We start from the raw sequence: 24,540 nt of genomic DNA, 5'->3' as shown, positions 1-24,540 counted from the left end.
CTGACCGAGTGAACGAGGAAGGGCCCCGCGCGCCGGCGCGGAGCCCTTCCTCGTGCGACTGCTCGTTACAGCTTCTCGATCACGTAGTCGATGCAGGCGGTCAGGGCCTGGACGTCCGACGGGTCGATCGCCGGGAACATCGCCACGCGCAGCTGGTTGCGGCCCAGCTTGCGGTACGGCTCGGTGTCGACGATGCCGTTGGCACGCAGGGCCTTGGCGACGGCGGAGGCGTCGATCTCTTCCGCGAAGTCGATCGTGCCGATGACCTGCGAGCGCTTCGCCGGGTCGGTGACGAACGGGGTCGCGTACTTCGACTCCTCGGCCCAGCCGTACAGGTTCCGCGCCGACGCGGCCGTGCGGCCGGTGGTGAAGTCCAGGCCGCCCTGGGTGTTCATCCAGGTCAGCTGCTCGTTCAGGAGGAACAGCGTGGCCAGGGCCGGGGTGTTGTACGTCTGGTTCTTCAGGGAGTTGTCGATCGCCGTGGGCAGCGAGAAGAACTCCGGGATGTGGCGGCCGGAGGCGTGGACGCGCGCGGCGCGCTCCAGGGCCGCCGGGGAGAAGACGCCGATCCACAGGCCGCCGTCGGAGGCGAAGGACTTCTGCGGGGCGAAGTAGTAGACGTCCGACTCGGTGATGTCGACCGGCAGGCCGCCCGCGCCGGAGGTGGCGTCCACCAGGACCAGAGAACCCTCGTCGGCGCCCGCGACGCGCTTGACGGGCGCGGCGACACCGGTCGAGGTCTCGTTGTGCGTGAAGGCGTACACGTCGACGCCCGCCTCGGCCCGCGGGTCCGGGTGGGTGCCCGGGTCGGAGGCGATCACGGTCGGGTCGGCCAGCCACGGGGCGAGCTTGGCGGCCTTCGCGAACTTCGACGAGAACTCGCCGAAGTTGAGGTGCTGGGACTTCGTCTCGATGAGTCCGTGCGTCGCGATGTCCCAGAAGGCGGTGGAGCCGCCGTTGCCCAGGATCACCTCGTAGCCCTCGGGGAGGGAGAAGAGGTCGCGCACGCCCTGACGCACCGCGCCGACCAGGTTCTTGACCGGGGCCTGGCGGTGGGACGTACCGAGAAGAGACGTACCGGTGGCGGCCAGCGCGTCGAGCGCCTCCGTCCGCACCTTGGAAGGACCGGCGCCGAAGCGTCCGTCGGCGGGCTTGATGTCAGCGGGAATCTGGATATCGGCCACGAACCGGAGCGTAGTGCCTCACGGACACGGCCGAGCACCGTGTCCGTCGGATGAGACACCCGCTCCGGTCCGTGGACCGCGTACGGGGGCCCGTCGGTCAGCCCAGGTCCACCGGCAGCTCGTGCAGGTCGTTCTGGGTGACGATCGGCTTGTTCCGCAGCTCGGACGCGGGTACGGCCAGCTCCAGCTCCGGGAACCGCTCGTACAGCGCGGGCAGCGCCACGCCCGCCTCCAGCCGGGAGAGCGCCGCACCCGGACAGACGTGCGGGCCGTGGCCGAACGCGATGTGGTGGTTGGGGGAGCGGGTGATGTCGAAGTCACCGGCCGTCGGACCGTGCTGCGCCTCGTCGCGGCCGAGCGCGCCGAAGGAGACGATCAGCGCCTCGCCCTTGGGCAGGACCTTGTCGCCCACCTCGATGTCCTCGGTGGCGAACCGGATCAGGACGTGCGACGTGGGGGTGTTCCAGCGCAGGGTCTCCTCGATCACGTTCTCCCACGGCACCTGACCGCCGAGCACCTGCTTGCGCTGCCCGGGGTGGGTCTGGAGCGCGACGACCGCGTTCACGATCAGGCTGATCGTGGTCTCGTGACCGGCCGCGATGATCAGCTGGAGGGTGTTGACGATCTCCTCGTCGGTGAGCTGGTCACCGTTCTCGGAGGCCGCGATCAGGGCGCTGGTGAGGTCGTCGCCCGGGTTCTCCCGCTTGCCGTCGACGATCTTCGCGAAGAGCTCGCCGAGGTCCGCCATCATCTGCGGGACCTCCTCCGGTGGCGTCTGCGTGGAGAAGAACTTCTCGAACAGCTCCTTCAGCCGCGGGTGGTCGGCGCTGTCCACGCCCATCAGCTCGCTGATCACGTTCATCGGCAGCGGGTAGGCGAACTCCGCCTTCAGGTCGATCCGCTCGCCCTTCGGCAGCGCGGCCAGCCGGTCCAGGCTCGCCGTGGTCAGCGCCTCGATGCCGGCCCGCAGCCGCTCCACCCGCTTCACCGTCAGCGCCTGCGCGACCAGGGTGCGCAGCCGGCGGTGGTCCGCGCCGTCGACCGTGAGCATGGAGCGGCCCGGATTGGCGAGGCCGATCAGCGGCCAGTCCATCGGTATCTCGCCGCGCTGCCAGGCGTTCCAGACGTTGATGTTCTTCACGATCCGGCTGTCGGTGAGCAGCTGCCGCGCCTCGGCGTGGTGGGTGACCGCGTAGCAGTGCACCCCGCCCGGCAGTTCCACCTCGGCGAGCGGGCCCGCGGCACGCAGCCGGGCGCTCTCGCCGTCGAGGTCGGTGACGAAGGGGTCGAGGACGATCCGGGTCATCTCTGGCCTCCGGTGTCGGTTTCCGTGACAGGTCCCAGTGCGAGAGTGGGCGTGAAGGTCAACGGCAGGCCGGTCAGGCCCCGCAGCCACGGGGACGGGCGCCGGGTGAGCTGTCCGGCGGGGACGGCGAGGTCGATGTCCGGGAGCCGGTCGAGCAGTACCTCGATGCCGGTACGGGCGATGACCTCGGCGGTCTCCTGGGCCGGGAACGGGCAGCGGTGCTCGCCGTGGCCGAAGGAGAGGAAGGCGTTGTTGCCGCCGGTCATCTCGGAGCCGTCGGTGCGGACCTGCGGGTCGGCGTTGGCGGCGCCGATGCCCAGCACCAGCAGGTCGCCCGCCTGGATGTGGCGGCCGCCCAGGCGGGTGTCGCGCGAGGCCCAGCGTCCCGCGATGTTCTGCGACGGGGTGTCCTCCCACAGGACCTCGTTCATGGCCTCGGCGACGCTGTGCCGGCCGCCCGAGAGGGAGGCGGCGAACCGGTCGTCGGTGAGCATCAGCCGTAGCGAGTTGCCGATCCAGTCGGCGGTCGGCTGGTGGCCCGCGGCCATCATGACCATCAGGTCCTGGGCGATCTCCTCGTCGGTGAAGTGGCCGCGGTCGGCGATCATCCGCGAGGCGACGTCGTCGCCCGGTTCGGCGTGCTTGTCGGCCAGCAGCTGGAACATGGAGGACGCGAGGTGCTGCTGGCCGGCCAGTGCCCGTTCCCGGCCGTCGATCATGTCGTTGAGCGAGCCGACGAGCGCGTGGCCGATGGTGTCGCTGAAGCCGTAGATCTTGGCCAGGACGCGGGCGGGCAGCAGCATCGCGTACTCGGCGATGATCTCGGTGCCGCCAGTGGCGCAGAACTTGTCGATGAGGGCGTCGGCGAACTTCTCCGCGTACCGCTTGAGCGCGAACGGGTCGACGGCCTCCAGCGCGTCGCTGATCATCGCGGCGCGTTCGGTGTGCCGGGGGCCGACCGTGTACAGGATCGACGGCTGCTTGCGGCCGATCATCGGCAGCAGCGGCCAGTCGGCGGGTATGTGGTCCCACTGGTTCCACAGCTCGGAGTCGCGGCTGAACAGCACCGGGTCGCCGGTGACCTGGTGCAGTTCGCGGTAGCCGATCACGAGCCAGGCCGGGATGTCGCCGTCGAGGACGATCGGGGCCACGGCCCCGTGGTCGCGGCGCATCTCCCGGTAGAGCCGGGTCGGATCGGTCTGGAACCGGGGGCCGGAGAGAGGCACGCGGCCCTGGGAGACGGGGCAGCCGGAGGGCGGGGCCGGGGGCTGGGTCACGAGGTGGGCTCCGGGGTCTTCTCCGGCGCGGTCTCCGGACGGGTGGCGGCGGACCGGGCGGCAGCCCCGCCCTGCGAAAGGGTGTGGAGGTACTCGACCAGCGTGATCAGTACGTACTTGCTGGACGAACGGTCCCGGGCGTCGCACTCCACCAGGGGCACGTCGTCCGAAAGGGCGAGCGCCTCGCGTATCTGCTGTTCGGTGTGGAGCGGGCCGCCGAAGTCGTTGCAGGCCACGATGAACGGCGTGCCGTGGTGCTCCAGCCGGTCGATCGCGTACCAGGAGTCGGCGAGCCTGCGGGTGTCGACGAGCACGACGGCGCCGAGCGTGCCGGAGAACAGCCGGTCCCACAGGAACCAGAAGCGTTCCTGGCCGGGGGCGCCGAAGAGGTACAGCACGGAGCGCTCGTCGAGCGAGATCCGGCCGAAGTCGAACGCGACGGTCGTGGAGGTCTTCGACTGCACGCCGTCGAGGTGGTCGACGGCCTCGCCCGCGCGGGTCATGGTCTCTTCCGTGTTCAGCGGACGGATCTCGCTGACGGAGCGGACCATGGTGGTCTTGCCGACGCCGAAGCCGCCGACGACGACGATCTTCAGTCCGTTGTCGGCCGTCGCCCGCAGGGCGGCACGGTCAGAGGTTGCGGAGTCCAACGAGCACCTGTTCCAGGATCTCGGGGTCGGGGAGCCGGTCCGCGACACGGGCAGTACGGGGGTGGCGGGCGCTGATCCGTCCGGTGTCCAGCAGGTCGGACAGCATGATCCGGACGATGCTGACGGGCAGGCCGAGGCCCGCCGCGATCTCCACGACCGCGGTGGGCAGTTGGCACATCCGCAGGATCGTGACGTGCTCCGACTGCATGCCGGGGGTCGGCTCGCACTCGGATACCACCAGCGTCACCAGGTCGAAAGCGTCCGAGTCGGACCGGCTGCGGCCCCCGGTGAGGGTGTACAGCCGGTCCGGATCGTCGTCCCGGCCGGGGCGGCGGGGGCGGGTCATACGGCCGCGTCGGCGTCGGCGGCGGTGACTTCGGAGGCCGCGGGGGAGCGCGGCGGGGCGCTGAGATGCTCGCCGAGCTGCTCGACGAGCTCGCTCATGTTGTGGCCGATGAGGCCGACGTCGGAGTCCTCGGAGGCGACGACCGCGAGATGGGCGCCCGCGCCCGCCTCGACGATGAACAGCACACCGCCGTAGAACTCGGCCATCGCGGACCGTACGCCGCCGGTGCCGTCACCGAACTCGACGGAGGCGCCGTGGGAAAGGCTCTGGATCCCGGCCGAGATCGCGGCCAGCTGGTCGGCCTGGTCGACGGAGAGCTCGGGGGTGCGGCACAGCTTGAGGCCGTCCCTGGACAGGACGAGGGCGTGACGAGTGCCGGGGGTGCGCTCCAGGAGCCCCTCCAGCAGCCAGTTGAGCTTCTCGTCGGTGGTGGCGGTCATCGGGTGTTGCCTTCTTCCGGGTGCGGGGAATTGGCCCGAACAGCCTGGCGGAAGCTGCTGAAGCGGGCTGCTTGTTCCTTGGGGTCGGAGGTGCGGGGCCGGGGGGCCGTGGCGTCGTCGGAGTGGGCTTGGGCGCGGGCCTCGGCGGCGGCGAGGGTGCGGCCGCGGGGGCGCTTGGGCAGCCCGCTCTCGCCGAACCGGGGGAGGTTGCCGGTGGTATCGGAGGCGGGGGAGTCCGCGGCGGGGCCCGTGGTGGGGTCCGCCGGTGCGGGGGTGGCCGGTTCGGCGGGGGCCGGTGCGTGCTGCGGGTGCTGGGCGTCGGACGTGGGAGCCGCCGCCCCGGTCGCCGTCCCCGTCTCCGCCGGGGCGGTGCCGTGCGTGGGCTCCGGCTCGGGGACCGGCCGGGACACCGGGGCCGGGGCCGGTACGGGGGTCCGGGTGAGGAGCTCCTGCGGGAGCATCATCAGGGCGCCCGTACCGCCGCGCGCGGACGGCCGGAACGCAACGGTCAGACCGTGCTTGCGGGCCAGCCGGCCGACGACGGCGAGGCCGAGCCGGGTGCCGGAGAGCCCCGTCAGGTCCTGGTCGGTCGCCGACACCGCGCGCTCGGCGCGGCGCAGCTGCACATCGCTCATGACCAGGCCGCTGTCCTCGACGGTCAGGACGATGCCGGCCGGCACCTCCTCGACGTACACATGGACCTCGGCCGTGGGCGGCGAGAAGTTGGCGGCGTTGTCGAGGAGCTCGGCGAGCGCGTGCATGACGCCCTCGGCGGCGTGGCCGGCCACCGCGACATCGCTGGTCGAGTGGAGCCGCACCCGCTGGTAGCCGCTGATCCGGCCCATCGCGCCGCGCAGGATCGACTCCATCACGATCGGCTTCGCCCAGCGCCGCCCGGAGCGGGCGCCGGTGAGCACGGCGATGGAGTCGGCGAGCCGGCCCGCCTGGGCGGTGCGGTGGTCGAGGTGGAGGAGATCGCCGAGCACGTCCTCGGCGGCGTGCCGGTGCTCCATCTCGCGCAGGTCGGCGAGCATGCTGGTGGCCAGGGCCTGCATCCGGCCCGCGGCGTTGGCGCAGGCGGCGACCGCGGCGGAGCGCTCGGTCTCGCTGCGGGTCGCGCGGGCGGTGAGCCGCGCGATCTCCGCGGTGAGCCGTTCGATCTCGGCGGCGGCATGCGCGGTGATCCGTGCCGTCTCGGCCTCGGCCGCGGACCTGAGGCGTGCCGTCTCGGCCGCCGACGCGGACTTGATCCGGGCGGTCTCGGCGGTGAACCGCTGGCCCTCGGCGGCCGAGGCGGACACGAGGCGGCTGATCTCGCCGGTGAACCGCTGGGTCTCCGAGGTGAGCCGGGCGCGCAGACGGCCGGCGTTGGCACGGGCCTGGACGGCGACGGCCACGGCGGCGGACAGCACCACGGCGGCTCCACCCGCCCCCCACGCCAGCGCGGGCCGTACCGAATCGGGGGCGGCGGCGACCGCCCACAGGCACAGGGATCCGGTGACGGCCAGCGATATCAGCAGGGCCACTGCGGTCGGCCGGGATGAGGGGCTCAATGGGAGTCCTTGGGAGCGGACGGGTGCGGACGGACGGAACGGACAGGTGGGACAGGTCGGGCGGATCGAACGGTACAGATCGGGACAGTTCGGAACTGCCAAGCTGAATGAGGCAACTGGAGCTGACAATTCCAAGGCAAGTCTCGGTCACTATATGAGAATTGACGCTCTCTTTGGGAAGATCTTGTGGCCTCTCTGTTACGTATGTGACTACGCGCCCGACGTATTCCGACGTATTGACGTATTCGGGGGAAACGGACGGCGCCGGACGGCCCAGTGGCCCGATCAACGGCATCCTGGGCGCCATGGCCGCACATCTGAATCCGACGGAACGCGCCGAACTCGCTCAGGCCCTGCGCACCGCGGTCCGGGGGGAGGCCGACTTCGGCACCACCGCACGGGCGTTGACGACGATGGATGCCTCCAACTACCGCCGCGTACCACTCGGCGTCGTCTTCCCGCGCGACGCCGACGACGTGGCCGCCGCCCTCGCGGTCTGCCGCGCGCACGGCGTCCCCGTGGTGCCGCGCGGCGGCGGCACCTCCATCGCGGGACAGGCCACCGGCACCGGCGTCGTGCTCGATCTCACCCGTCATCTGCGCGGGATCGTCGAGCTGGACCCCGGCTCCCGCACCGCCGCCGTCCAGCCGGGCGTGGTCCTGGACGAGCTGCGCGCCGCCGCCGCCCCGCACGGCCTCACCTTCGGCCCCGACCCGTCCACGCACAGCCGCTGCACGCTGGGCGGCATGATCGGCAACAACTCCTGCGGCGCGCACTCGGTCGCCTGGGGCACCACGGCCGACAACACGCACGCCCTGACCGTGACCCGCTACGGCGGCGACACCCTGCGACTGGGCCGGGGAACGGTCCCCGAGGCCCTGACCGGCCTCCCCGAGCTCATCCGCACCAACCTCGCCCTGCTGCGCACCGGATTCCCAGAGCTTCCGCGCCGCATCTCCGGATACGCGCTGGACGCCCTCCTGCCCGAGCGCGGGACCGACCTCGCCCGCGCCTTCTGCGGCAGCGAGGGCACGCTCGGTGTGGTGACGGAGGCGACCGTACGACTGGTCGAGGCACCGGCCGCCCGCGCGCTGGCCGTACTCGGCTACGCCGACGAGGCCGCGGCCGCCGAGGCCGCCCCCGGCCTGCTCCCGCACCATCCGCTCACCGTCGAGGGCATGGCCGCCGATCTCGTACGGGAACCGGCCGGGCTGCCGCGCGGCGGTGCCTGGCTCTTCGTCGAGACGGGCGGCGCCACCCCGGCCGAGGCGCGGGCGCACGCCGAGCGCGTCCTGCGGGCGGCCGACGCGCTGGACGGCACGGTCGTCACCGGCCCGGCCGGGCAGCGGGCCCTGTGGCGCATCCGCGAGGACGCGGCAGGCACCGCGACCCGGATGCCGGACGGCACGGAGGCCTGGCCCGGCTGGGAGGACTGCGCCGTACCGCCCGACCGCCTCGGCCCCTACCTCCGCGACTTCCGCGCCCTGCTCGCCGGACACGGGCTGCGCGGCACTCCGTACGGGCACTTCGGCGACGGCTGCATCCACGTCCGGATCGACTTCGACCTGCTGAGCACCCAGGGCGTGGCCCGCTTCCGCCGCTTCTCCGAGGACCTCGCCGACCTGGTCGTCGCGCACGGCGGATCACTGAGCGGCGAACACGGCGACGGCCAGGCCCGCGCCGAACTGCTCCCGCGCATGTACGGGGACGAACTGGTCGCCCTCTTCTCCCGCTTCAAGGACATCTGGGACCCGGACGGCGGCATGAACCCCGGCATCCTCGCCCGCCCCGCCCGGCTCGACGAGAACCTCCGCTTCGAAGTGCTGCCCAAGCGCCCGGTGGACGTCGCGTTCGGCTACCCGCACGACGGCGGCGACTTCTCGGCGGCGGTACGCCGCTGCGTGGGCGTCGCCAAATGCCGCACGGCGCAGCCTGCGGGCGCGGGCGTGATGTGCCCGTCGTTCCGGGCGACCGGTGAGGAGGCCCACTCCACCCGCGGCCGGGCCCGGCTGCTGCACGAGATGCTCGCGGGCGACGCGGGCGGGGTGATCACGGACGGCTGGCGCTCGACGGAGGTGCGGGACGCGCTCGACCTCTGCCTGTCCTGCAAGGGCTGCCGGAGCGACTGCCCGGTGGGCGTCGACATGGCCACGTACAAGGCGGAGTTCCTGCACCACCACTACCGGCGGCGGCTGCGCCCGGCCGCCCACTACACGATGGGCCGGCTGCCGGTGTGGCTGCGCCTCGCGTCCCCCTTCGCGGGCCCGCTGAACGCACTGGCCCGGGTGCGCCTCCTCGCCGCCCTCGCCAAGCGGCTGGCGGGCGTCGCACCGGAGCGCGGTATTCCGGTCCTGGCGCGGGAGACGTTCACCCGGTGGCTGAACCGGCGCTGGGGCAAGGGCACGTTCGTCTTCTCGAACGACGAGGTGGCCATGGTCTGGCCCGACACCTTCACCGAACACCTCTCTCCCGAGGTGGGCCGGGCGGCGGTGCGGGTCCTGGAGGCGGCGGGCCGCCACACGATCCCCGCCGGCCGCGGGCTGTGCTGCGGCCTCACCTACGTATCGACGGGCCAGCTGGACAAGGCCCGCAAGGTCATGCGCCGCACCCTGGACCGGCTGGGCGGCACGCTCGGCACCCCGCTGGTCGTCCTCGAACCGAGCTGCGCCGCCACCCTCCGCACGGATCTGCCCGAACTCCTCCCCGACGACCCGAGGTCCGCCGAACTGGCCGCGTCGGTGAGAACACTGGCCCAGTACCTGGAGGAGTACGCCCCCGACTGGCAACCACCCCGCCTGGACCTCCCGGTCACCGGCCAGACCCACTGCCACCAGCACGCGGTCCTGGGCGACGCGGCGGAGCGCCGACTGCGCGAACGGGCCGGACTGGCTGGCGAGTTGAGCGGTGGTTGCTGCGGCCTGGCCGGAAACTTCGGCTTCGAACGGGGCCACTGGGACGTGTCGGCGGCCTGCGCGGAGGAGACCCTGCTGCCGTCGGTACGCGCATCGGAACCGGGCACGGCCATCCTGGCGGACGGCTTCTCCTGCCGGACGCAGCTGGAACAGCTGGGCGGCGTACGGGCACGGCACTTGGCGGAACTGCTGGCGGAGGGCCTGGCGCCGGAATCGGGTACTTCCTGCGGCTGAGGCGCGGGGCGGCCGGAGCCCGAGCTTCGGGAGCCGGGTTCCGAGCTTCGGGGAGGGCTTGTTCACTCTTTCGTGGGTACGAGGAGAGGCCCGGGGCCGGGTCTTGAGCTTCGGGCTTCGGGGGTCGGGATCCGGACGTCGGGATTCGAGCGATGCCGTACAACCGGTAGGTAAATGAAGGGGGTTGGGAAAACCTCCCCACCCTCCCCGACCCGTCACGGCCAGCAAGTATGACTAGTCGTGACCAACTTGCGGCGGCGAGTCGCGGCTGCTTACGGTGCCCAACGTAACGACCCCGACGCGGTGTTCTCAGCACCGGCCGGGGCCTGACCCCAAGACCGAAACAGGCGATCCCGTGGCTGTCTCAAACCTTAGCCCTGCCCTGCGTGCACCCGCATCCTCGCGCGCCCACCCGAAGGCCAAGCCCGGCTACGGAAAGCGATCCGTACCGAAGCAACACCATTGCAGCGAGGGCGACGTCACACTGCTCCCCGAACGCGAGCGGCACATCGCGGGTTACGTCGACGCGCTGCCCGAGGGTGCGGCGATGGGCATCAAGTCGCTGGCCAGGAGCCAGCCGCTGTACGGGCAGATGGCCGTCGGCAGCGCCCTGCGGGCCCTGGGCGTGGCGGGCCATCTGCGGCATGTGCGATGCCTGAGCGGCGAGGGCGACCAGGTCCGCTGGGTCACCCGCACCTTCTGGTCCCGCACCGCCCATGACAACGAGTGGTGGAACGCCTTCCTGGCCGCCGAGGAGCGCCACCCCGCGTCGCAGGAGGCCGCAGAGGCCGCCGCGCCACCGCCGTGGGCTCCTGTCGACTCCACCGCTCCCGAGGCGGACGCCTCGGCCGAGGCCCCCGCATCCGCGCCCGTGCACGTGCACGTACCGGCGCAGCCGCCCGTCACGACAGTGCCGCAGCAGCGCACCGCAGAGCCGGAGCCGGTGTCGGTACCGCAGCCGGGGCCGGTACCGCGGGCGACCGTGGACCGGCCGTCCCACGCCTTCCTCGCCCTGGCTCAACTGGGCCGTACCGACTCCCGCCTGGCCCTCTCGGCAGCGGACTGTGCGGCACTGGAGCAGGCGGCCGCCGAGTGGTTCGCGCGCGGTGTGGGCGCCGACTACCTGACGCACGCCCTCACCGCCGGGCTCCCCGCGTCCGTCGACTCGCCCTTCGGCTTCGTCCGCCGCCGCCTCCGCGACAAGCTCCCGCCCCGCCTGCCCGCCGCGACCCCGGCCACGCCGGGAACTCCCGTACGCCGCTTGATGGTCGAGTGCACCGAGTGCGGCGCCCCGGGCAGGCCCGAAGCCTTCCGTGACGGCCTGTGCCGGCCCTGCCGCGAACCCGACCCGGCCTGACGGCATGACAACGGCCCCCGCCGCGGGGCGAGGGCCGGTCATTCGGGGGCCAGTCGGGCAGTCGGTCACCCGTGGTGCTTGGCGAACTCCACGAGACCGGTGAAACCCTCGTTCGTCAGGGTCAGGTGCGGGCCGTCCGGTGTCTTGCTGTCACGGATCGGGAACTCACCGGTCGCGCGCGCGTGGTCGGGGGCGGCCTTCCTGGCCACCAGCACCCGGAGCGATGAGCCGCTCACCCCGTCCCTTCGGGTGGATCTGTTCTGGCACGCCTTCGTGCAGCGCACCGTGCCCTACATCGCCTTCTCCAGGTCGCTCGGCGTGGACCACATCCACCACGTCCCCGACGAGGACGGGGGCGGCTCGGAGGAGTCTGGGCGCTGATCCTCAAGGAGCACGGATACGTGGACGTGTCCGCCTCCGTCATCGCCCCGCCCCCTGGGACCCGGCGCACGGGCACGTTGATTCGTGCGGGGTGTCCAAGGGGGCTAGGAGTTGATGGCAAGAGTTGCCTGAGTTCATTACTCAAGGCGGCAGGCTTTCGACCCGTCGGCGTTGACGGTCGTGCAGGGTCTCAGGGCATGGCAGGACTCCTCTGCGGCGGCGCGGGCGGCTGCCCTCACGGCGGCAAGCGGGTCAGCGTCTCCGGCGTCGGTTGCCCGCTCGTTGGTCGACAGAGGGGCGTCGAGCTGAGCCAGGAACCTGAGCCCCGGATGGGCAACCGGCGCCCCGGCGCTGACTGGACGGCCCGGTTCGTCGCGCAGTTCGCCGCGCCCCGCGCGCAGCGGCTCACGCTGGAACGTGGCGGCCGAACGGAACACGTCGTGGTCGACGTGGACGCCGAGGCGTGGGCGGTCCTCTTCCGGGACGGCGGACGGTGGATGGTCCGGCAGGGCGGCCCGGCACGTCTGGTGGGACGAGATCACCGAGCACGTCGCGCCGTGGCAGGCGGACGGTCGGCCGCCGGCCGACCGCATGCGGCTGCACGTCGGCCCTGGCGGGCAGCGCCTCACCTGGGCGTAACCGCAGGCTGACAGCCTCCGAGCCACCCCGCCTCAGCCGCCGCCGTCCCGCCCCACCACCTCGCGCGCCAGCGCGACCAGGTCCGGCAGTGCCGGGTGCCCCGGGACATCCCGCCGGGCGAGCAGCACCGGAACGCTCGGGGCGTCGGCCAGCGGCCGGTAGGCGACACCGGGGTGCGGATGCATGCCGGCGGTGGACGCCGCGGAGACCCCGACCCCGCGCCCCGCCGCGATGGCGGTCAGCCAGTCGTCGGTGTTGGCGACGGTGAGTGTGGCGGCGGGCCGGGCGGACGGTGGCCACAGGTCCACGGTGGTGGTGCCGGAGACGGTGTTGAGGACGACGGTCTCGCCTGCCAGGTCGGTGAGGCGGAGCGCCGTGCGGTCCGCGAGCGGGCCGTCCGCCGCCACCGCCGCCACCCGGTCCTCCTCGAACAGCACCTCGGTGACGAGGCCGGGCGCCTCGACGGGTCCCCGCAGCAGTGCGGCGTCGACCTCGCCGCGGGTGAGACCGGCGGTGCGGTCGTCGATCCGCAGCAGTTCGAGCGGGGTCCGCGGATACAGCTCCTGCCAGCGGCGCAGCAGCGGTGTGGTGTACGGGCCGAACGCCGACCAGGCGTGCCCGAGCCGCAGTGGCCAGTGGCGCAGCCCGCCGGAGTCGAGCGCCTCGTCGAAGGCGGCGACCGCGGCGGCGGCCTTGTCCCGGAAGACGACGCCTTCGGGGGTGAGGGCGAGATGGTGGGTGGACCGGTCGACGAGCCGGACGCCGAGGTGCTGCTCCAGGGCGGCGAGGGTGCGGGAGACCGCGGGCTGGGTGAGGCGCAGGCGGGCGGCGGCGCGGGTGACGTTGCTCTCGTCGGCCACGGCGAGGAAGGCGCGCAGATGCCGCACTTCGATACCGCGACCAGCGCTTTGTCCGGAACGCCCGATGCTCATGCGCGGGGAGCATAACCGGAGCTCGATCGACATTTCACATGGCACGCGGAGGTACCTACCGTAAGAGGACGTACCGCATGAGTGGAGTGCAGTATGTTCAATCGAGCAGTGCATTGAATTGCACTGTCGGATCCGGGAGGAACACCGCAGGTGAACGACCAGCGCAGTGCAGCAGGGGCCGCGGCGGCCGTGGAGCGGGGCGCGGCCGTCGCCGTACCCGAGGCGGTCCCCGCACTGGGCGACGCGGCGGGCTCCGTGGGCGCCAGGGGCCGTGGCGCGGCGCTCGCCCCGATCGCGCTGGTGGTCGCGGGCGGCCTCTCCGTCCAGTTCGGCTCCGCCGTCGCGGTCCTGCTGATGCCGCGGGCCGGCGCGCTCGGCGTCGTCACCCTGCGCCTGGCCGTGGCCGCGCTCGTCATGCTGGTCGTCTGCCGCCCGAAGCTGCGCGGCTACCAGCGCGCCGACTGGGGCACGGTCCTCGCCTTCGGGCTGGCCATGGGCGGCATGAACACGCTCTTCTACCAGGCGGCCGACCGCATCCCGCTGGGCGCGGCCGTCACCCTGGAGGTGCTGGGCCCGCTCGCCCTCTCGGTGTTCGCGTCCCGCCGCCTGATCAACCTGGTCTGGGCCGGGCTCGCGCTGGGCGGCGTCGTGCTGCTGAGCGGCGGAGGTTTCGACCGCCTCGATCCGGCGGGCGCCGCCTACGCGCTCGGCGCGGGCGCGATGTGGGCGGCGTACATCGTCTTCAGCGCCCGCACCGGCCGCCGCTTCCCCCAGGCGGACGGCCTGGCCCTGGCCATGGTCGTTGCCGCGCTCCTCTCGCTGCCCCTCGGCCTCATGGAGTCCGGCTCGAAGCTGCTGGTCCCGTCCACGCTGGGGCTGGGTGCGGCGGTGGCGCTGCTGAGCTCGGTGCTTCCGTACACCCTCGAACTCATGGCGCTGCGCCGCCTGCCCGCGCCCACCTTCGCGATCCTGATGAGCCTGGAGCCGGCGATCGCGGCCACGGCCGGTTTCCTCATCCTCGACCAGGCCCTGACGACCACCGACGCGCTGGCGATCGCGCTCGTCATCGGGGCGAGCATGGGCGCGGTACGCAGCCAGACCCGGCGCCTGGGGCCCCGGGAACGCGGCTGACGTCCGGGGCGGGCCCTTGTCGGCCCGCCCCCGCGCACGGGATCATGGCGGCTCGATACGCGAGATCCCGCCGGGAGAGCCCATGGTCGTCGCCGCCGTCTATTTCGTCGTCGCCGTGGGCGCGGCCGTGCTGTCCGGGAGGAACCTGGACCGTCACCTCCAAGGCCCCCGGCTCCGGGCCATCTGGGCGGGCGGCCGCACGGCCGAGGCCCGGTGCACCGCCGTGCGCACCGAGGAGGCCCAGGACGCCGAGGGCGGCTTCGTCCTGCACAGCCACCCCACCCTGGAGTTCCGTACCGGCGACGGGCGCACCGTCAGCTTCGAGGAGCGCCAGTCGCGCCCGACCCCGGCCGAGGGCGACTTCGTCACCGTCCACTACAGCGCCGCGAACCCGCAGGACGCGACCACCCGGGCCCCGTCCTTCGGTATCCGCCACGCCAGGACCGTGATCACCGCGGCGGGCTGCTTCTTCGCCCTGGTCTCGGCGGTCGTCATCGCGGTGGTCGCCTGACCTGCGGACCGTCGACCGCGTTCGCCCTCATTCCGGGTTGACGGTGTCGAAATACAGGCTGTCCGTGGCCGCGTCGAGGAAGAACCGCCCCTCCGTCAGACCGTCCACCGGGCCGGGTCCCAGGAGCAGCGCGTCATAGGAGGTGCTGGTCATCCACCGCGCGTGCGCGGGCAGGAACTCGGCCAGCACGTCCGGCACCCCGTGCGGCGCGGACGGCTCGAAGGCGTGTGCCGGGTCCGCCACGGTCCGGGCCGCGGTCCCGGCGGGCAGCCGGGCCACGCCCACCACCCGGTACCGCGGGTCCGGGCTCGGCAGGTACGAACGGCCCTTCGCGTCACGGTCGTACGCCAGCCAGTGCGCCCCGCCCAGCCGCCCCGCCTCGCCGAACCTGCGCCGCAGCGGGGCGACGTCCGTCCGTACCCGCTCGCGGTCCGGCACGGGGTCGTCGTCGGTGGACACGTACACCGTTCCCCCGACCGCGGCCGCCGCCGCGGTGCCGATGCCCAGCGCCAGCCAGGCACGACGGCCCGGCCCTCTCGAACGCTCCATGTACGTCGCCCCCGTGCGTCGTGTCGTCGATGGCGACGAGCGTAACGCCCCGCGGCCCGGCGCCCGCCGCGGGCGGATCGGATCCTGCGGAAAATAATGCAAGCATGCTTGCTTGTTTATTGCTCCACTGCCATGCTCCTGGGCACACCGCCACGCCCCGAGGGGAGCGCACCGTGTCCGAAGTCGCAGCCGTGATCGACGATCTGCGCGACGAGAGCAATGAACTCGACGCACTGGTGCGGGGGTTGACTGCGGAGCAGTGGTCCGCGCCGACGCCCGCGCCCGGCTGGAGCATCGCGCATCAGATCGCCCACCTCACCTGGACCGACGAGGTCGCGCTGCTGGCCGCCACCGATGCCGACGCCTTCGCGGGGGAGGCCGCCAGGGCCATGGAGGCGCCCGATTCCTTCGTCGACCGGGGCGCCGAGGAGATCGTCGCCGCCCTGGCCCCTCAGGCGCTGCTCGCGCGGTGGCGCGACGGGCGGGAGCGACTGGAGGCGGCGCTGCGGAACACCCCGGCGGGGACGCGCATCCTCTGGTACGGGCCGCCGATGGGTGTCGCGTCCATGGCGACCGCCCGGATCATGGAAACCTGGGCGCACGGCCAGGACGTCGCCGACGCCCTCGGGGTCACCAGGACCCCCACCGCCCGGCTGCGGCACGTCGCCCGGATCGGGGTGCGGGCCCGCGACTACGCCTATCTGGTGCGGGGGATCAAGGCGCCCGAGGAGGAGTTCCGGGTCGAACTCCGTTCCCCGGACGGGGAGTTGGTGTCATTCGGGGCACCGGACGCGCCGCAGCGCGTCACCGGGCCGCTCGTCGACTTCTGCCTTCTCGTCACCCGGCGCGCGCACCGCGACGACCTCGCAGTCCGGGCGGCCGGCCCCGACGCCGACCAGTGGCTCGACATCGCCCAGGCCTTCGCCGGGCCCGCCGGACCCGGCCGCGCACCCCGGGGAGGCGGCAAGTGACCGGAGTGCTGCGGATCGGCAACGCCTCCGGGTTCTACGGCGACCGCTTCGACGCCGTACGCGAAATGCTCACCGGCGGGCCCCTCGACATCCTCACCGGGGACTATCTCGCCGAGCTGACCATGCTCATCCTCGGCCGGAGCAGGCTCAAGGACCCCGCGCGCGGCTACGCCACCACCTTCCTGCGCCAGCTCGAAGAGGGCCTCGGGCTCGCCCACGAACGCGGGGTGAAGATCGTCGCCAACGCGGGCGGCCTCAACCCGGCCGGACTGGCCGACGCCGTACGGGAGTTGGCGCAGAAGGTCGGCGTCCCCGTGCGCGTCGCCCATGTGGAGGGCGACAGCCTCCCCGTGCCCGAGGGGTTCCTCACCGCCAACGCCTACCTCGGCGGCGCCGGGATCGCCGCCTGCCTCGACGCGGGCGCGGACGTCGTCGTCACCGGGCGGGTCACCGACGCGGCGCTCGTCACCGGACCCGCCGCAGCCCGGTTCGGCTGGGGGCCCGGCGACCACGACGCGCTCGCCGGGGCGGTCGTCGCCGGACACGTCCTGGAGTGCGGCACCCAGGCCACCGGCGGGAACTACTCGTTCTTCCGGGGCCACGACCTGCGCCGGCCCGGCTTCCCCGTCGCCGAGATCCACGCCGACGGCTCGTCCGTCATCACCAAGCACGACGGCACCGGCGGCGTCGTCGACATCGGCACCGTCACCGCCCAGCTGTTGTACGAGACCGGCGGCGCCCGGTACGCCGGACCGGACGTCACCGCCCGGCTCGACACCGTACGGCTGACCCAGGTCGGACCCGACCGGGTCAGGATCTCGGGGGTGGGCGGCGAGGCTCCGCCGCCCACCCTCAAGGTCGGGCTGAACCGGCTCGGCGGCTGGCGCAACGAGGTCGTCTTCGTGCTCACCGGCCTCGACATCGAGGCCAAGGCCGGGCTGGTGCGGGAACAGTTCGCCGACGCGCTCGCCCGCTCCGGCGCCGAACCCGACGAGGTGCGGTGGGAGCTGTCCCGGACCGACCGGGCCGACGCCGCCACCGAGGAGAGCGCGAGCGCCCTGCTCCGGCTCGTCGTCCGCGACCGGGACCAGGAGACCGTCGGACGCGCGGTCTCCGGCGCCGCGATCGAGCTCGCGCTCGGCAGCTACCCCGGCTTCCACGTCACCGCCCCGCCCGGCAAGGGCGCACCGTACGGGGTGTTCGAGGCGCGGTACGTACCGGCGGGCGAGGTCCCGCATGTCGCTGTCCTCCCCGACGGACGGCGACTGAGCATGGCGCCTCCCGCGACGACGCAGCCGCTCCGGGACGCCGGGGAACCGCCGCTGCCCGAACCCCTGCCGGACCCCGGGCCCACCCGGTCCGCCCCGCTCGGCCGGATCGCGGGCGCCCGCAGCGGCGACAAGGGCGGGGACGCCAACGTGGGCGTGTGGGCCGTCGGGAACGACGCCTGGCGGTGGCTGGCCCACGAACTGACCGTCGAACGGTTCCGGGAACTGCTCCCGGAGACCGCCGGACTCACCGTCGTACGCCACCTCCTGCCGAACCTCCGCGCCCTGAACTTCGTCGTCCACGGGCTGCTCGGCGAGGGCGTCGCCGCCCAGCACCGGTTCGACCCGCAGGCCAAGGCGGTGGGGGAGTGGCTGCGCTCCCGGCACCTGCCCATTCCCGTATCGCTGCTGGAGACCGTCCACGCACCGGAGGCGCACGCATGACCGTCCTGCCCACCGCGCTCGACACCGCGAGCCCCGAATACGCCGCGAACCGCACGGCCATGCTCGCGAAACTCGACGAACTGGCAGCCGAGCACACCAAGGCCCAGGCCGGAGGCGGGGAGAAGTACGTGCAACGGCACCGCTCGCGCGGCAAGCTCCTGGCCCGCGAGCGGATCGAGCTGCTGATCGACGAGGACACCCCGTTCCTGGAACTCTCGCCGCTGGCCGCCTGGGGCAGCGATTACGCGGTCGGCGCCTCGCTGGTCACCGGGATCGGGGTGATCGAGGGCGTGGAGTGCCTGATCACCGCCAACGACCCGACCGTACGCGGCGGCGCCTCCAACCCCTGGACCCTGAAGAAGGCCCTGCGGGCCAACGAGATCGCCTTCGCCAACCGGCTGCCCTGCATCAGCCTCGTCGAGTCGGGCGGCGCCGACCTTCCCTCGCAGAAGGAGATCTTCATCCCCGGCGGGGCGCTGTTCCGCGACCTCACCCGGCTCTCCGCGGCCGGCATCCCGACCGTCGCCGTCGTCTTCGGGAACTCGACCGCGGGCGGGGCGTACGTCCCCGGCATGTCCGACCACACCGTCATGATCAAGGAACGGTCCAAGGTCTTCCTCGGCGGACCGCCCCTGGTGAAGATGGCGACCGGTGAGGAGAGCGACGACGAATCGCTCGGCGGCGCCGAGATGCACGCCCGCACCTCCGGGCTCGCCGACCACTTCGCCGTCGACGAGCAGGACGCGCTGCGCCAGGCCCGCCGGATCGTCGCCCGCCTCAACTGGCGCAAGGCGCACGCCGATCCGGGCCCCGCGCAGCCGCCGAAGTACGACCAGGACGAGCTGATCGGCATCGTGCCCGGCGACCTGAAGGTGCCCTTCGACCCCCGCGAGGTCATCGCCCGGCTCGTCGACGGCTCCGACTTCGACGCGTTCAAACCGCTGTACGGGACCAGCCTGGTGACCGGCTGGGCGCGGCTCCACGACTACCCCGTCGGCATCCTCGCCAACGCGCAGGGGGTGCTGTTCAGCGAGGAGTCGCAGAAGGCCGCCCAGTTCATCCAGCTCGCCAACCAGCGCGACATCCCCCTGGTCTTCCTGCACAACACCACCGGCTACATGGTCGGCAAGGAGTACGAGCAGGGCGGCATCATCAAACACGGCGCGATGATGATCAACGCGGTGTCGAACTCGAAGGTCCCGCACCTGTCCGTGCTGATGGGCGCCTCGTACGGGGCCGGGCACTACGGCATGTGCGGCAGGGCGTACGACCCGCGCTTCCTCTTCGCCTGGCCCGGCAGCAAGTCCGCCGTCATGGGCCCGCAGCAGCTCGCCGGGGTGCTGTCCATCGTCGCCCGCGCCTCCGCCGCCGCCAAGGGGCAGCCCTACGACGACGAGGCCGACGCCGGACTGCGCGCCATGGTCGAGCAGCAGATCGAGTCCGAGTCACTGCCGATGTTCCTGTCCGGGCGGCTGTACGACGACGGGGTCATCGACCCGCGCGACACCAGGACCGTCCTCGGGATGTGCCTGTCCGCGATCCACACCGCCCCGGTCGAAGGCGCCCGCGGCGGCTTCGGAATCTTCCGGATGTGAGGCGAGGGATGACCGAGATGATCTCCACACTGCTCGTTGCCAACCGGGGCGAGATCGCCTGCCGGATCTTCCGCACCTGCCGTGCGCTCGGCATCGCCACCGTCGCGGTGTACTCCGACGCGGACGCCGACGCGCTCCACGTACGGGAGGCCGACACCGCCGTACGGCTGCCCGGCGCCGCCCCGGCCGACACCTATCTCCGCGGCGACCTCGTCGTACGCGCCGCGCTCGCGACCGGTGCCGACGCCGTCCACCCCGGCTACGGCTTCCTCTCCGAGAACGCCGGATTCGCCCGCGCCGTGCAGGACGCCGGACTCGTCTGGGTCGGCCCGCCGGTCAAGGCCATCGAGCTGATGGCGTCCAAGACCCGCGCCAAGGAACTGATGGCCGCCGCCGGGGTGCCGCTGCTCGCCCCCGTCGACCCGGAGCGGGCCACCGCCGACGACCTGCCGCTGCTGCTCAAGGCGGCGGCGGGCGGCGGCGGGCGCGGGATGCGGGTCGTGCGCGAACTCGCCGCCCTGCCCGCGGAGCTGACGGCGGCGGCCGCCGAGGCCACGGCCGCGTTCGGGGACGGCGAGGTCTTCGCCGAGCCGTACGTGGAACGAGGCCGGCACGTCGAGGTCCAGGTCATGGCCGACGGGCACGGCGGGGTCTGGGCGCTCGGCACCCGCGACTGCTCCCTCCAGCGACGCCACCAGAAGGTCGTCGAGGAAGCCCCCGCACCCGGCCTCGACGACGGACTGCGGACCCGGCTGCACGACGCCGCCGTGGCCGCCGCACAGGCCGTCGGCTACCGGGGCGCGGGCACCGTCGAATTCCTCCTCGCCGCCGACGGACGCCCCTACTTCCTGGAGATGAACACCCGCCTCCAGGTCGAACACCCCGTCACCGAAGCGGTCTTCGGACTCGACCTCGTCGCCCTCCAGCTCCGCATCGCCGAAGGCGAACCGCTGCCCGCCACCGCACCCCCCGCACCGCACGGCCACGCCGTCGAGGCCCGCCTCTACGCCGAGGACCCCGCCCGCGACTGGCAGCCGCAGACCGGAGCACTGCACACGCTCCACATACCCGAGGAACCCGGACTGCGCCTGGACACCGGATACACCGGCGGCGACACCATCGGCGTGCACTACGACCCCATGCTCGCCAAGGTCGTCGCCCACGCCCCCACCCGCACCGAAGCCGTACGCCTCCTCGCCCGCGCCCTGGAACGCGCCCGCATCCACGGCCCGGTCACCAACCGCGACCTGCTCGTACGGTCCCTGCGCCACCCCGACTTCCTCGCCGCCCGCCTCGACACCGGCTTCTACGACCGTCATCTGGACGCCCTCACCCCGTCCCCGGCCCCGGCCCCGTCCCCGGACGGAGCCGGGCCGCGCCTCGCCGCCCTGGCCGCCGCGCTCGCCGACGCCGCCGCCCGGCAGCACGGCCCAGGACCGGGCCCCGTCCGCCTCGGCGCCTGGCGCAACATCTCCTCGCAGCCCCGGACCAAGCGCTACCGCGCCGAACCCGACGGCACCGAACACGAGGCCGCCTACCGCACCACCCGCACCGGCCCCGTACCCGAGACCGGAGAACGCGTCGTCGCCGCCGGGCCCGACCGCGTCACCCTCGAAACCGGCGGCGTCACCCACCACTTCGACATCGCCGTCCACGGCGACAAGGCGTACGTGGACACCGCCACCGGCTCGTACACCTTCACCGCCCTGCCCCGCTTCACCGACCCCACCGACCGGACCGAACCCGGCTCACTGCTCGCCCCCATGCCCGGCACCGTCGTCCGCGTCGCCGACGGCCTCACCGCCGGGACGGCGGTCGCGGCCGGACAGCCCCTGATCTGGCTGGAGGCGATGAAGATGGAACACCGCATCCTCGCCCCCGCCTCCGGCACCCTCACCGCACTCCACGCCGCACCCGGCCTCCAGGTGGAGGTCGGCGCCCTGCTCGCCGTCGTGCAAGACGTACAGGAGGAACCGAAGCTATGAGCACCGTCCTCGAAACCGAAGAGCACCAGGCCCTGCGCGCCGCCGTCGCCGCACTCGGAAAGCGCTACGGACGCGACTACATGACCTCCGTCGTCCGCGACGGCGACCACCCGCGCGAACTGTGGACCGAGGCCGCCAAGCTCGGATACCTCGGCGTGAACCTCCCCGAGGAGTACGGCGGCGGAGGCGGCGGCATGGCCGAACTCTCCATAGTCCTGGAGGAGTTGGGAGCTGCCGGCAGCCCGCTGCTCATGATGGTGGTCTCCCCGGCGATCTGCGGCACCGTCATCGCCCGCTTCGGTACCGAAGCCCAGAAGCAGCAGTGGCTCCCCGGCCTCGCCGACGGCAGCCTCACCATGGCCTTCGGCATCACCGAACCCGACGCCGGATCCAACTCCCACCGCATCACCACCACCGCCCGCAAGGACGGCGACAACTGGCTGCTCACCGGGCGCAAGGTCTTCGTCTCCGGCGTCGACATCGCCGACGCCACCCTCATCGTCGGCCGCACCGAGGATGCCAGGACCGGCAGGCTCAAGCCCTGCCTCTTCATCGTCCCCCGTGACGCCCCCGGCTTCGGCCGCTCGCAGATCGACATGGAACTCCAGGCCCCGGAGAAGCAGTTCGAGCTGGTCCTCGACGACGTACTGCTCCCCGCCGACGCCCTCGTCGGTGATGAGGACGCGGGGCTCCTCCAGCTCTTCGCCGGACTCAACCCCGAACGCATCATGACCGCCGCCTTCGGCATCGGCATGGGCCGCTACGCACTCGCCCGCGCCGTCGACTACGCGAAGACCCGCCAGGTGTGGAAGGAACCCATCGGCTCCCACCAGGCCATCGCCCACCCCCTCGCCCAGGCCCACATCGAACTGGAACTGGCCCGGCTGATGATGCAGAAGGCCGCCGGGCTCTACGACGCCGGCGACGACATCGGCGCCGGTGAGGCCGCCAACATGGCGAAATACGCGGCCGGCGAAGCCTGCGTCAAGGCCGTCGACCAGGCCGTCCACACCCTCGGCGGCAACGGCCTCACCCGCGAATACGGCCTCGCGTCCCTGATCACGGCGGCCCGCGTCGCCCGGATCGCCCCCGTCAGCCGGGAAATGATCCTGAACTACGTCTCCCACCAGTCCCTGGGCCTCCCCAAGTCGTACTGACACACGGCAGTCCGTCTCCCCACACCGCCGCTCCGAAGGGGCCCACCGCCATGGCACACGTGTTCCACAGCGACCACCCCGTCGTACCCGCACTCGACATACCCATCCATGACGCGGTCCTGGGGCAGGCCACCACCGCCTACGGCGACACGGTGGCCCTGATCGACGGGACGGACGACAGCTCCACCCTCACCTACCGGCAGCTCGACACCTTCCACCGCAGGATCGCCGCCGCGCTCGCCGGGGCCGGAGTGCGCAAGGGCGACGTACTGGCCCTGCACAGCCCCAACACCATCGCCTACCCGGCGGTGTTCCACGGCGCGACCCGGGCGGGCGCCACCGTCACCACCGTCCACCCGCTCGCCACGGCGGAGGAGATCGCCAAACAGCTCCGCGACTCCTCCGCCCGCTGGATCGTCACCGTCTCCCCGCTCCTGGACACGGCACGCCGGGCCGCCGGACTCGCCGGTGGCATCGAGCAGATCTTCGTCTGCGACCGGGCCGAGGGGCACACCTCCGTACTCGACATGCTCGCCACCACCGCCCCCGAACCCCGCATCACCATCGACCCCGGCGAGGACATCGCCGCCCTGCCCTACTCCTCCGGCACCACCGGCACCCCCAAGGGCGTCATGCTCACCCACCGCTCCATGGGCACCAACCTGGAGCAGTTCCGCCCCTTCGTCCCCATGGGCCCCGGCGACCGCATCCTGGCAGTACTCCCGTTCTTCCACATCTACGGGCTGACCGCCCTGATGAACGCCCCGCTGCGGATGGGCGCCACCGTCGTCGTACTGCCGCGCTTCGACCTCGGCCAGTTCCTCGCCACGATCGAGAAGTACCGGATCACCGGCCTGTACGTGGCCCCGCCGATCGTCCTCGCCCTCGCCAAGCACCCCTCGGTCGACCGGCACGACCTGTCCTCGCTGGAGTACGTCGTCAGCTCCGCCGCACCCCTCGACGCCTCGCTCGCTGCCGCCTGCTCCCAGCGCCTGGGACTGCCACTCGTACGCCAGGCCTACGGCATGACGGAACTCTCGCCCGGCACCCACGTCGTCCCGCTCGCCGCCGAGAACCCGCCCCCGGGCTCGGTCGGCAGGCTCCTGCCCAGTACCGAGATGCGGATCGCCTCGCTCGGCGACGACACCGAGGACGCCCCGGCCGGCACCGACGGCGAGATCCTGATCCGCGGCCCGCAGGTCATGAAGGGCTACCTCGGCCGCCCCGAGGCCACCGCCGACATGATCGACGCCGACGGCTGGCTGCACACCGGCGACATCGGACACGTCGACGCCGACGGCTGGCTGTTCGTCGTCGACCGGGTGAAGGAACTCATCAAGTACAAGGGCTACCAGGTCGCCCCCGCGGACCTGGAAGCCCTGCTGCTGACCCACCCGTCCGTCGCCGACGCCGCCGTCATCGGGGTGTACGACGACGAGGGCAACGAGATCCCCAAGGCGTGCGTCGTCCGCCAGCCGTCCGCACCGGACCTCACGGCGGACGACGTCATGGCGTACGTCGCCGAGCGCGTCGCCCCGTACAAGAAGATCCGGCAGGTCGAGTTCATCGACGCGGTACCGCGCGCCACCTCCGGCAAGATCCTCCGCCGCGAACTGCGCGACCGGGAGAAGTCCCGCCGTGCGAACGAGGGTCACGGTTCCGGTGGTTGACGCCCGGCCCTGTGCACTTCCCGCACCTGCCGGGCTGTTACCCCGGCG

The 24,540-nt window shown here is 72.6% G+C and carries 21 protein-coding genes; 11 read left to right on the top strand and 10 right to left on the bottom strand.

Annotation, left to right across the window (positions count from 1 at the left end):
- Nucleotides 1–65: 65 nt before the first annotated feature.
- The 7 genes from serC to BT364_RS15570 all read right to left on the bottom strand — a co-directional run bounded on the left by serC (nt 66) and on the right by BT364_RS15570 (nt 6,756).
- Nucleotides 66–1,184, bottom strand: coding sequence for a phosphoserine transaminase (gene serC, locus BT364_RS15600; RefSeq protein WP_072485750.1), 1,119 nt, complete (start codon nt 1,182–1,184; stop codon nt 66–68).
- Between the two features lie 97 nt (nt 1,185–1,281).
- Nucleotides 1,282–2,490 (bottom strand): cytochrome P450 family protein, encoded by a 1,209-nt coding sequence (locus tag BT364_RS15595; protein ID WP_072485749.1) that lies wholly within the window; start codon nt 2,488–2,490, stop codon nt 1,282–1,284.
- A complete protein-coding gene (locus tag BT364_RS15590; protein WP_072485748.1) occupies nt 2,487–3,767 on the bottom strand; it encodes a cytochrome P450 in 1,281 nt (426 codons plus the stop codon). Before BT364_RS15590 ends, BT364_RS15595 begins: the two co-directional genes overlap by 4 nt.
- A complete protein-coding gene (locus BT364_RS15585; protein ID WP_072485747.1) occupies nt 3,764–4,417 on the bottom strand; it encodes a GTP-binding protein in 654 nt (217 codons plus the stop codon). The genes BT364_RS15590 and BT364_RS15585 overlap by 4 nt, the downstream gene beginning before the upstream one ends.
- Nucleotides 4,398–4,763: a DUF742 domain-containing protein gene (locus BT364_RS15580; RefSeq protein ID WP_072485746.1), complete on the bottom strand. Its 366-nt coding sequence runs from the start codon at nt 4,761–4,763 to the stop codon at nt 4,398–4,400. The genes BT364_RS15585 and BT364_RS15580 overlap by 20 nt, the downstream gene beginning before the upstream one ends.
- Nucleotides 4,760–5,203 (bottom strand): roadblock/LC7 domain-containing protein, encoded by a 444-nt coding sequence (locus BT364_RS15575; protein WP_072485745.1) that lies wholly within the window; start codon nt 5,201–5,203, stop codon nt 4,760–4,762. Before BT364_RS15575 ends, BT364_RS15580 begins: the two co-directional genes overlap by 4 nt.
- A complete protein-coding gene (locus BT364_RS15570; protein WP_072485744.1) occupies nt 5,200–6,756 on the bottom strand; it encodes an ATP-binding protein in 1,557 nt (518 codons plus the stop codon). Before BT364_RS15570 ends, BT364_RS15575 begins: the two co-directional genes overlap by 4 nt.
- 305 nt (nt 6,757–7,061) lie before the next feature.
- On the opposite strand from BT364_RS15570, the gene BT364_RS15565 reads away from it, so the two are divergent.
- Nucleotides 7,062–9,902, top strand: a complete 2,841-nt coding sequence (locus BT364_RS15565) for an FAD-binding and (Fe-S)-binding domain-containing protein (protein ID WP_072485743.1) — start codon at nt 7,062–7,064, stop codon at nt 9,900–9,902.
- 355 nt (nt 9,903–10,257) lie between these two features.
- On the top strand, nt 10,258–11,259 hold the full coding sequence (locus tag BT364_RS15560) for a MarR family transcriptional regulator (RefSeq protein ID WP_143166496.1): 1,002 nt from the start codon (nt 10,258–10,260) through the stop codon (nt 11,257–11,259).
- A 65-nt stretch (nt 11,260–11,324) separates the two neighbouring features.
- Here BT364_RS15560 and BT364_RS15555 read toward each other — a convergent pair whose 3' ends face one another.
- Nucleotides 11,325–11,495: a DUF397 domain-containing protein gene (locus tag BT364_RS15555; protein WP_072485741.1), complete on the bottom strand. Its 171-nt coding sequence runs from the start codon at nt 11,493–11,495 to the stop codon at nt 11,325–11,327.
- Between the two features lie 13 nt (nt 11,496–11,508).
- Between BT364_RS15555 and BT364_RS42975 the strand changes: the two genes are divergently transcribed.
- Entirely contained in the window at nt 11,509–11,640 is a 132-nt protein-coding gene (locus tag BT364_RS42975) for a hypothetical protein (RefSeq protein WP_256259795.1), read from the top strand.
- Nucleotides 11,641–12,311: 671 nt separating this feature from the next.
- On the opposite strand, the gene BT364_RS15545 is transcribed toward BT364_RS42975, so the two are convergent.
- Entirely contained in the window at nt 12,312–13,211 is a 900-nt protein-coding gene (locus tag BT364_RS15545) for a LysR family transcriptional regulator (protein WP_072485739.1), read from the bottom strand.
- Between the two features lie 150 nt (nt 13,212–13,361).
- Here BT364_RS15545 and BT364_RS15540 point away from each other — a divergent pair, with 150 nt between their 5' ends.
- Entirely contained in the window at nt 13,362–14,342 is a 981-nt protein-coding gene (locus BT364_RS15540; RefSeq protein WP_072485738.1) for an EamA family transporter, read from the top strand.
- Nucleotides 14,343–14,424: 82 nt separating this feature from the next.
- A complete protein-coding gene (locus BT364_RS15535; protein WP_072485737.1) occupies nt 14,425–14,853 on the top strand; it encodes a DUF3592 domain-containing protein in 429 nt (142 codons plus the stop codon).
- Between the two features lie 27 nt (nt 14,854–14,880).
- Here the strand turns inward: BT364_RS15535 and BT364_RS40120 are convergent, their stop codons facing one another.
- Nucleotides 14,881–15,402 (bottom strand): hypothetical protein, encoded by a 522-nt coding sequence (locus BT364_RS40120; protein ID WP_072485736.1) that lies wholly within the window; start codon nt 15,400–15,402, stop codon nt 14,881–14,883.
- Between the two features lie 173 nt (nt 15,403–15,575).
- On the opposite strand from BT364_RS40120, the gene BT364_RS15525 reads away from it, so the two are divergent.
- The 6 genes from BT364_RS15525 to BT364_RS15500 are packed head-to-tail and all read left to right on the top strand — an operon-like array spanning nt 15,576 to nt 24,492.
- Nucleotides 15,576–16,373, top strand: a complete 798-nt coding sequence (locus tag BT364_RS15525; protein WP_072485735.1) for a TIGR03084 family metal-binding protein — start codon at nt 15,576–15,578, stop codon at nt 16,371–16,373.
- Nucleotides 16,370–18,085: an acyclic terpene utilization AtuA family protein gene (locus BT364_RS15520; protein ID WP_072485734.1), complete on the top strand. Its 1,716-nt coding sequence runs from the start codon at nt 16,370–16,372 to the stop codon at nt 18,083–18,085. The genes BT364_RS15525 and BT364_RS15520 overlap by 4 nt, the downstream gene beginning before the upstream one ends.
- Nucleotides 18,082–19,680 carry an acyl-CoA carboxylase subunit beta gene (locus BT364_RS15515; protein ID WP_072485733.1) on the top strand — a complete coding sequence of 533 codons (1,599 nt, stop codon included), beginning with the start codon at nt 18,082–18,084 and terminating at the stop codon, nt 19,678–19,680. The genes BT364_RS15520 and BT364_RS15515 overlap by 4 nt, the downstream gene beginning before the upstream one ends.
- 17 nt (nt 19,681–19,697) lie before the next feature.
- On the top strand, nt 19,698–21,665 hold the full coding sequence (locus BT364_RS15510; RefSeq protein WP_072485828.1) for an ATP-binding protein: 1,968 nt from the start codon (nt 19,698–19,700) through the stop codon (nt 21,663–21,665).
- Entirely contained in the window at nt 21,662–22,822 is a 1,161-nt protein-coding gene (locus tag BT364_RS15505; protein ID WP_072485732.1) for an acyl-CoA dehydrogenase family protein, read from the top strand. The genes BT364_RS15510 and BT364_RS15505 overlap by 4 nt, the downstream gene beginning before the upstream one ends.
- Before the next feature lie 50 nt (nt 22,823–22,872).
- Nucleotides 22,873–24,492, top strand: a complete 1,620-nt coding sequence (locus BT364_RS15500; protein WP_072485731.1) for a 4-coumarate--CoA ligase family protein — start codon at nt 22,873–22,875, stop codon at nt 24,490–24,492.
- The last annotated feature ends 48 nt before the right edge of the window (nt 24,493–24,540 follow it).

This window comes from Streptomyces atratus (genome assembly GCF_900119365.1).
GTDB lineage: Bacteria > Actinomycetota > Actinomycetes > Streptomycetales > Streptomycetaceae > Streptomyces > Streptomyces atratus_B.
The sequence above is the reverse complement of the archived record's forward strand: the minus strand, read 5'-3'. Positions and strand labels throughout refer to the sequence as shown.

Excerpts from the sequence above, each read along its gene's own strand:
- BT364_RS15545 (WP_072485739.1), bottom strand. The coding sequence starts at position 13,211 with ATGAGCATCGGGCGTTCCGGACAAAGCGCTGGTCGCGGTATCGAAGTG.
- BT364_RS15505 (WP_072485732.1), top strand. The coding sequence starts at position 21,662 with ATGAGCACCGTCCTCGAAACCGAAGAGCACCAGGCCCTGCGCGCCGCC.
- BT364_RS15575 (WP_072485745.1), bottom strand. The coding sequence starts at position 5,203 with ATGACCGCCACCACCGACGAGAAGCTCAACTGGCTGCTGGAGGGGCTC.
- BT364_RS15510 (WP_072485828.1), top strand. The coding sequence starts at position 19,698 with ATGATCTCCACACTGCTCGTTGCCAACCGGGGCGAGATCGCCTGCCGG.
- BT364_RS15515 (WP_072485733.1), top strand. The coding sequence starts at position 18,082 with ATGACCGTCCTGCCCACCGCGCTCGACACCGCGAGCCCCGAATACGCC.
- BT364_RS15500 (WP_072485731.1), top strand. The coding sequence starts at position 22,873 with ATGGCACACGTGTTCCACAGCGACCACCCCGTCGTACCCGCACTCGAC.
- BT364_RS40120 (WP_072485736.1), bottom strand. The coding sequence starts at position 15,402 with ATGGAGCGTTCGAGAGGGCCGGGCCGTCGTGCCTGGCTGGCGCTGGGC.
- BT364_RS15565 (WP_072485743.1), top strand. The coding sequence starts at position 7,062 with ATGGCCGCACATCTGAATCCGACGGAACGCGCCGAACTCGCTCAGGCC.
- BT364_RS15535 (WP_072485737.1), top strand. The coding sequence starts at position 14,425 with ATGGTCGTCGCCGCCGTCTATTTCGTCGTCGCCGTGGGCGCGGCCGTG.
- BT364_RS15580 (WP_072485746.1), bottom strand. The coding sequence starts at position 4,763 with ATGACCCGCCCCCGCCGCCCCGGCCGGGACGACGATCCGGACCGGCTG.
- BT364_RS15595 (WP_072485749.1), bottom strand. The coding sequence starts at position 2,490 with ATGACCCGGATCGTCCTCGACCCCTTCGTCACCGACCTCGACGGCGAG.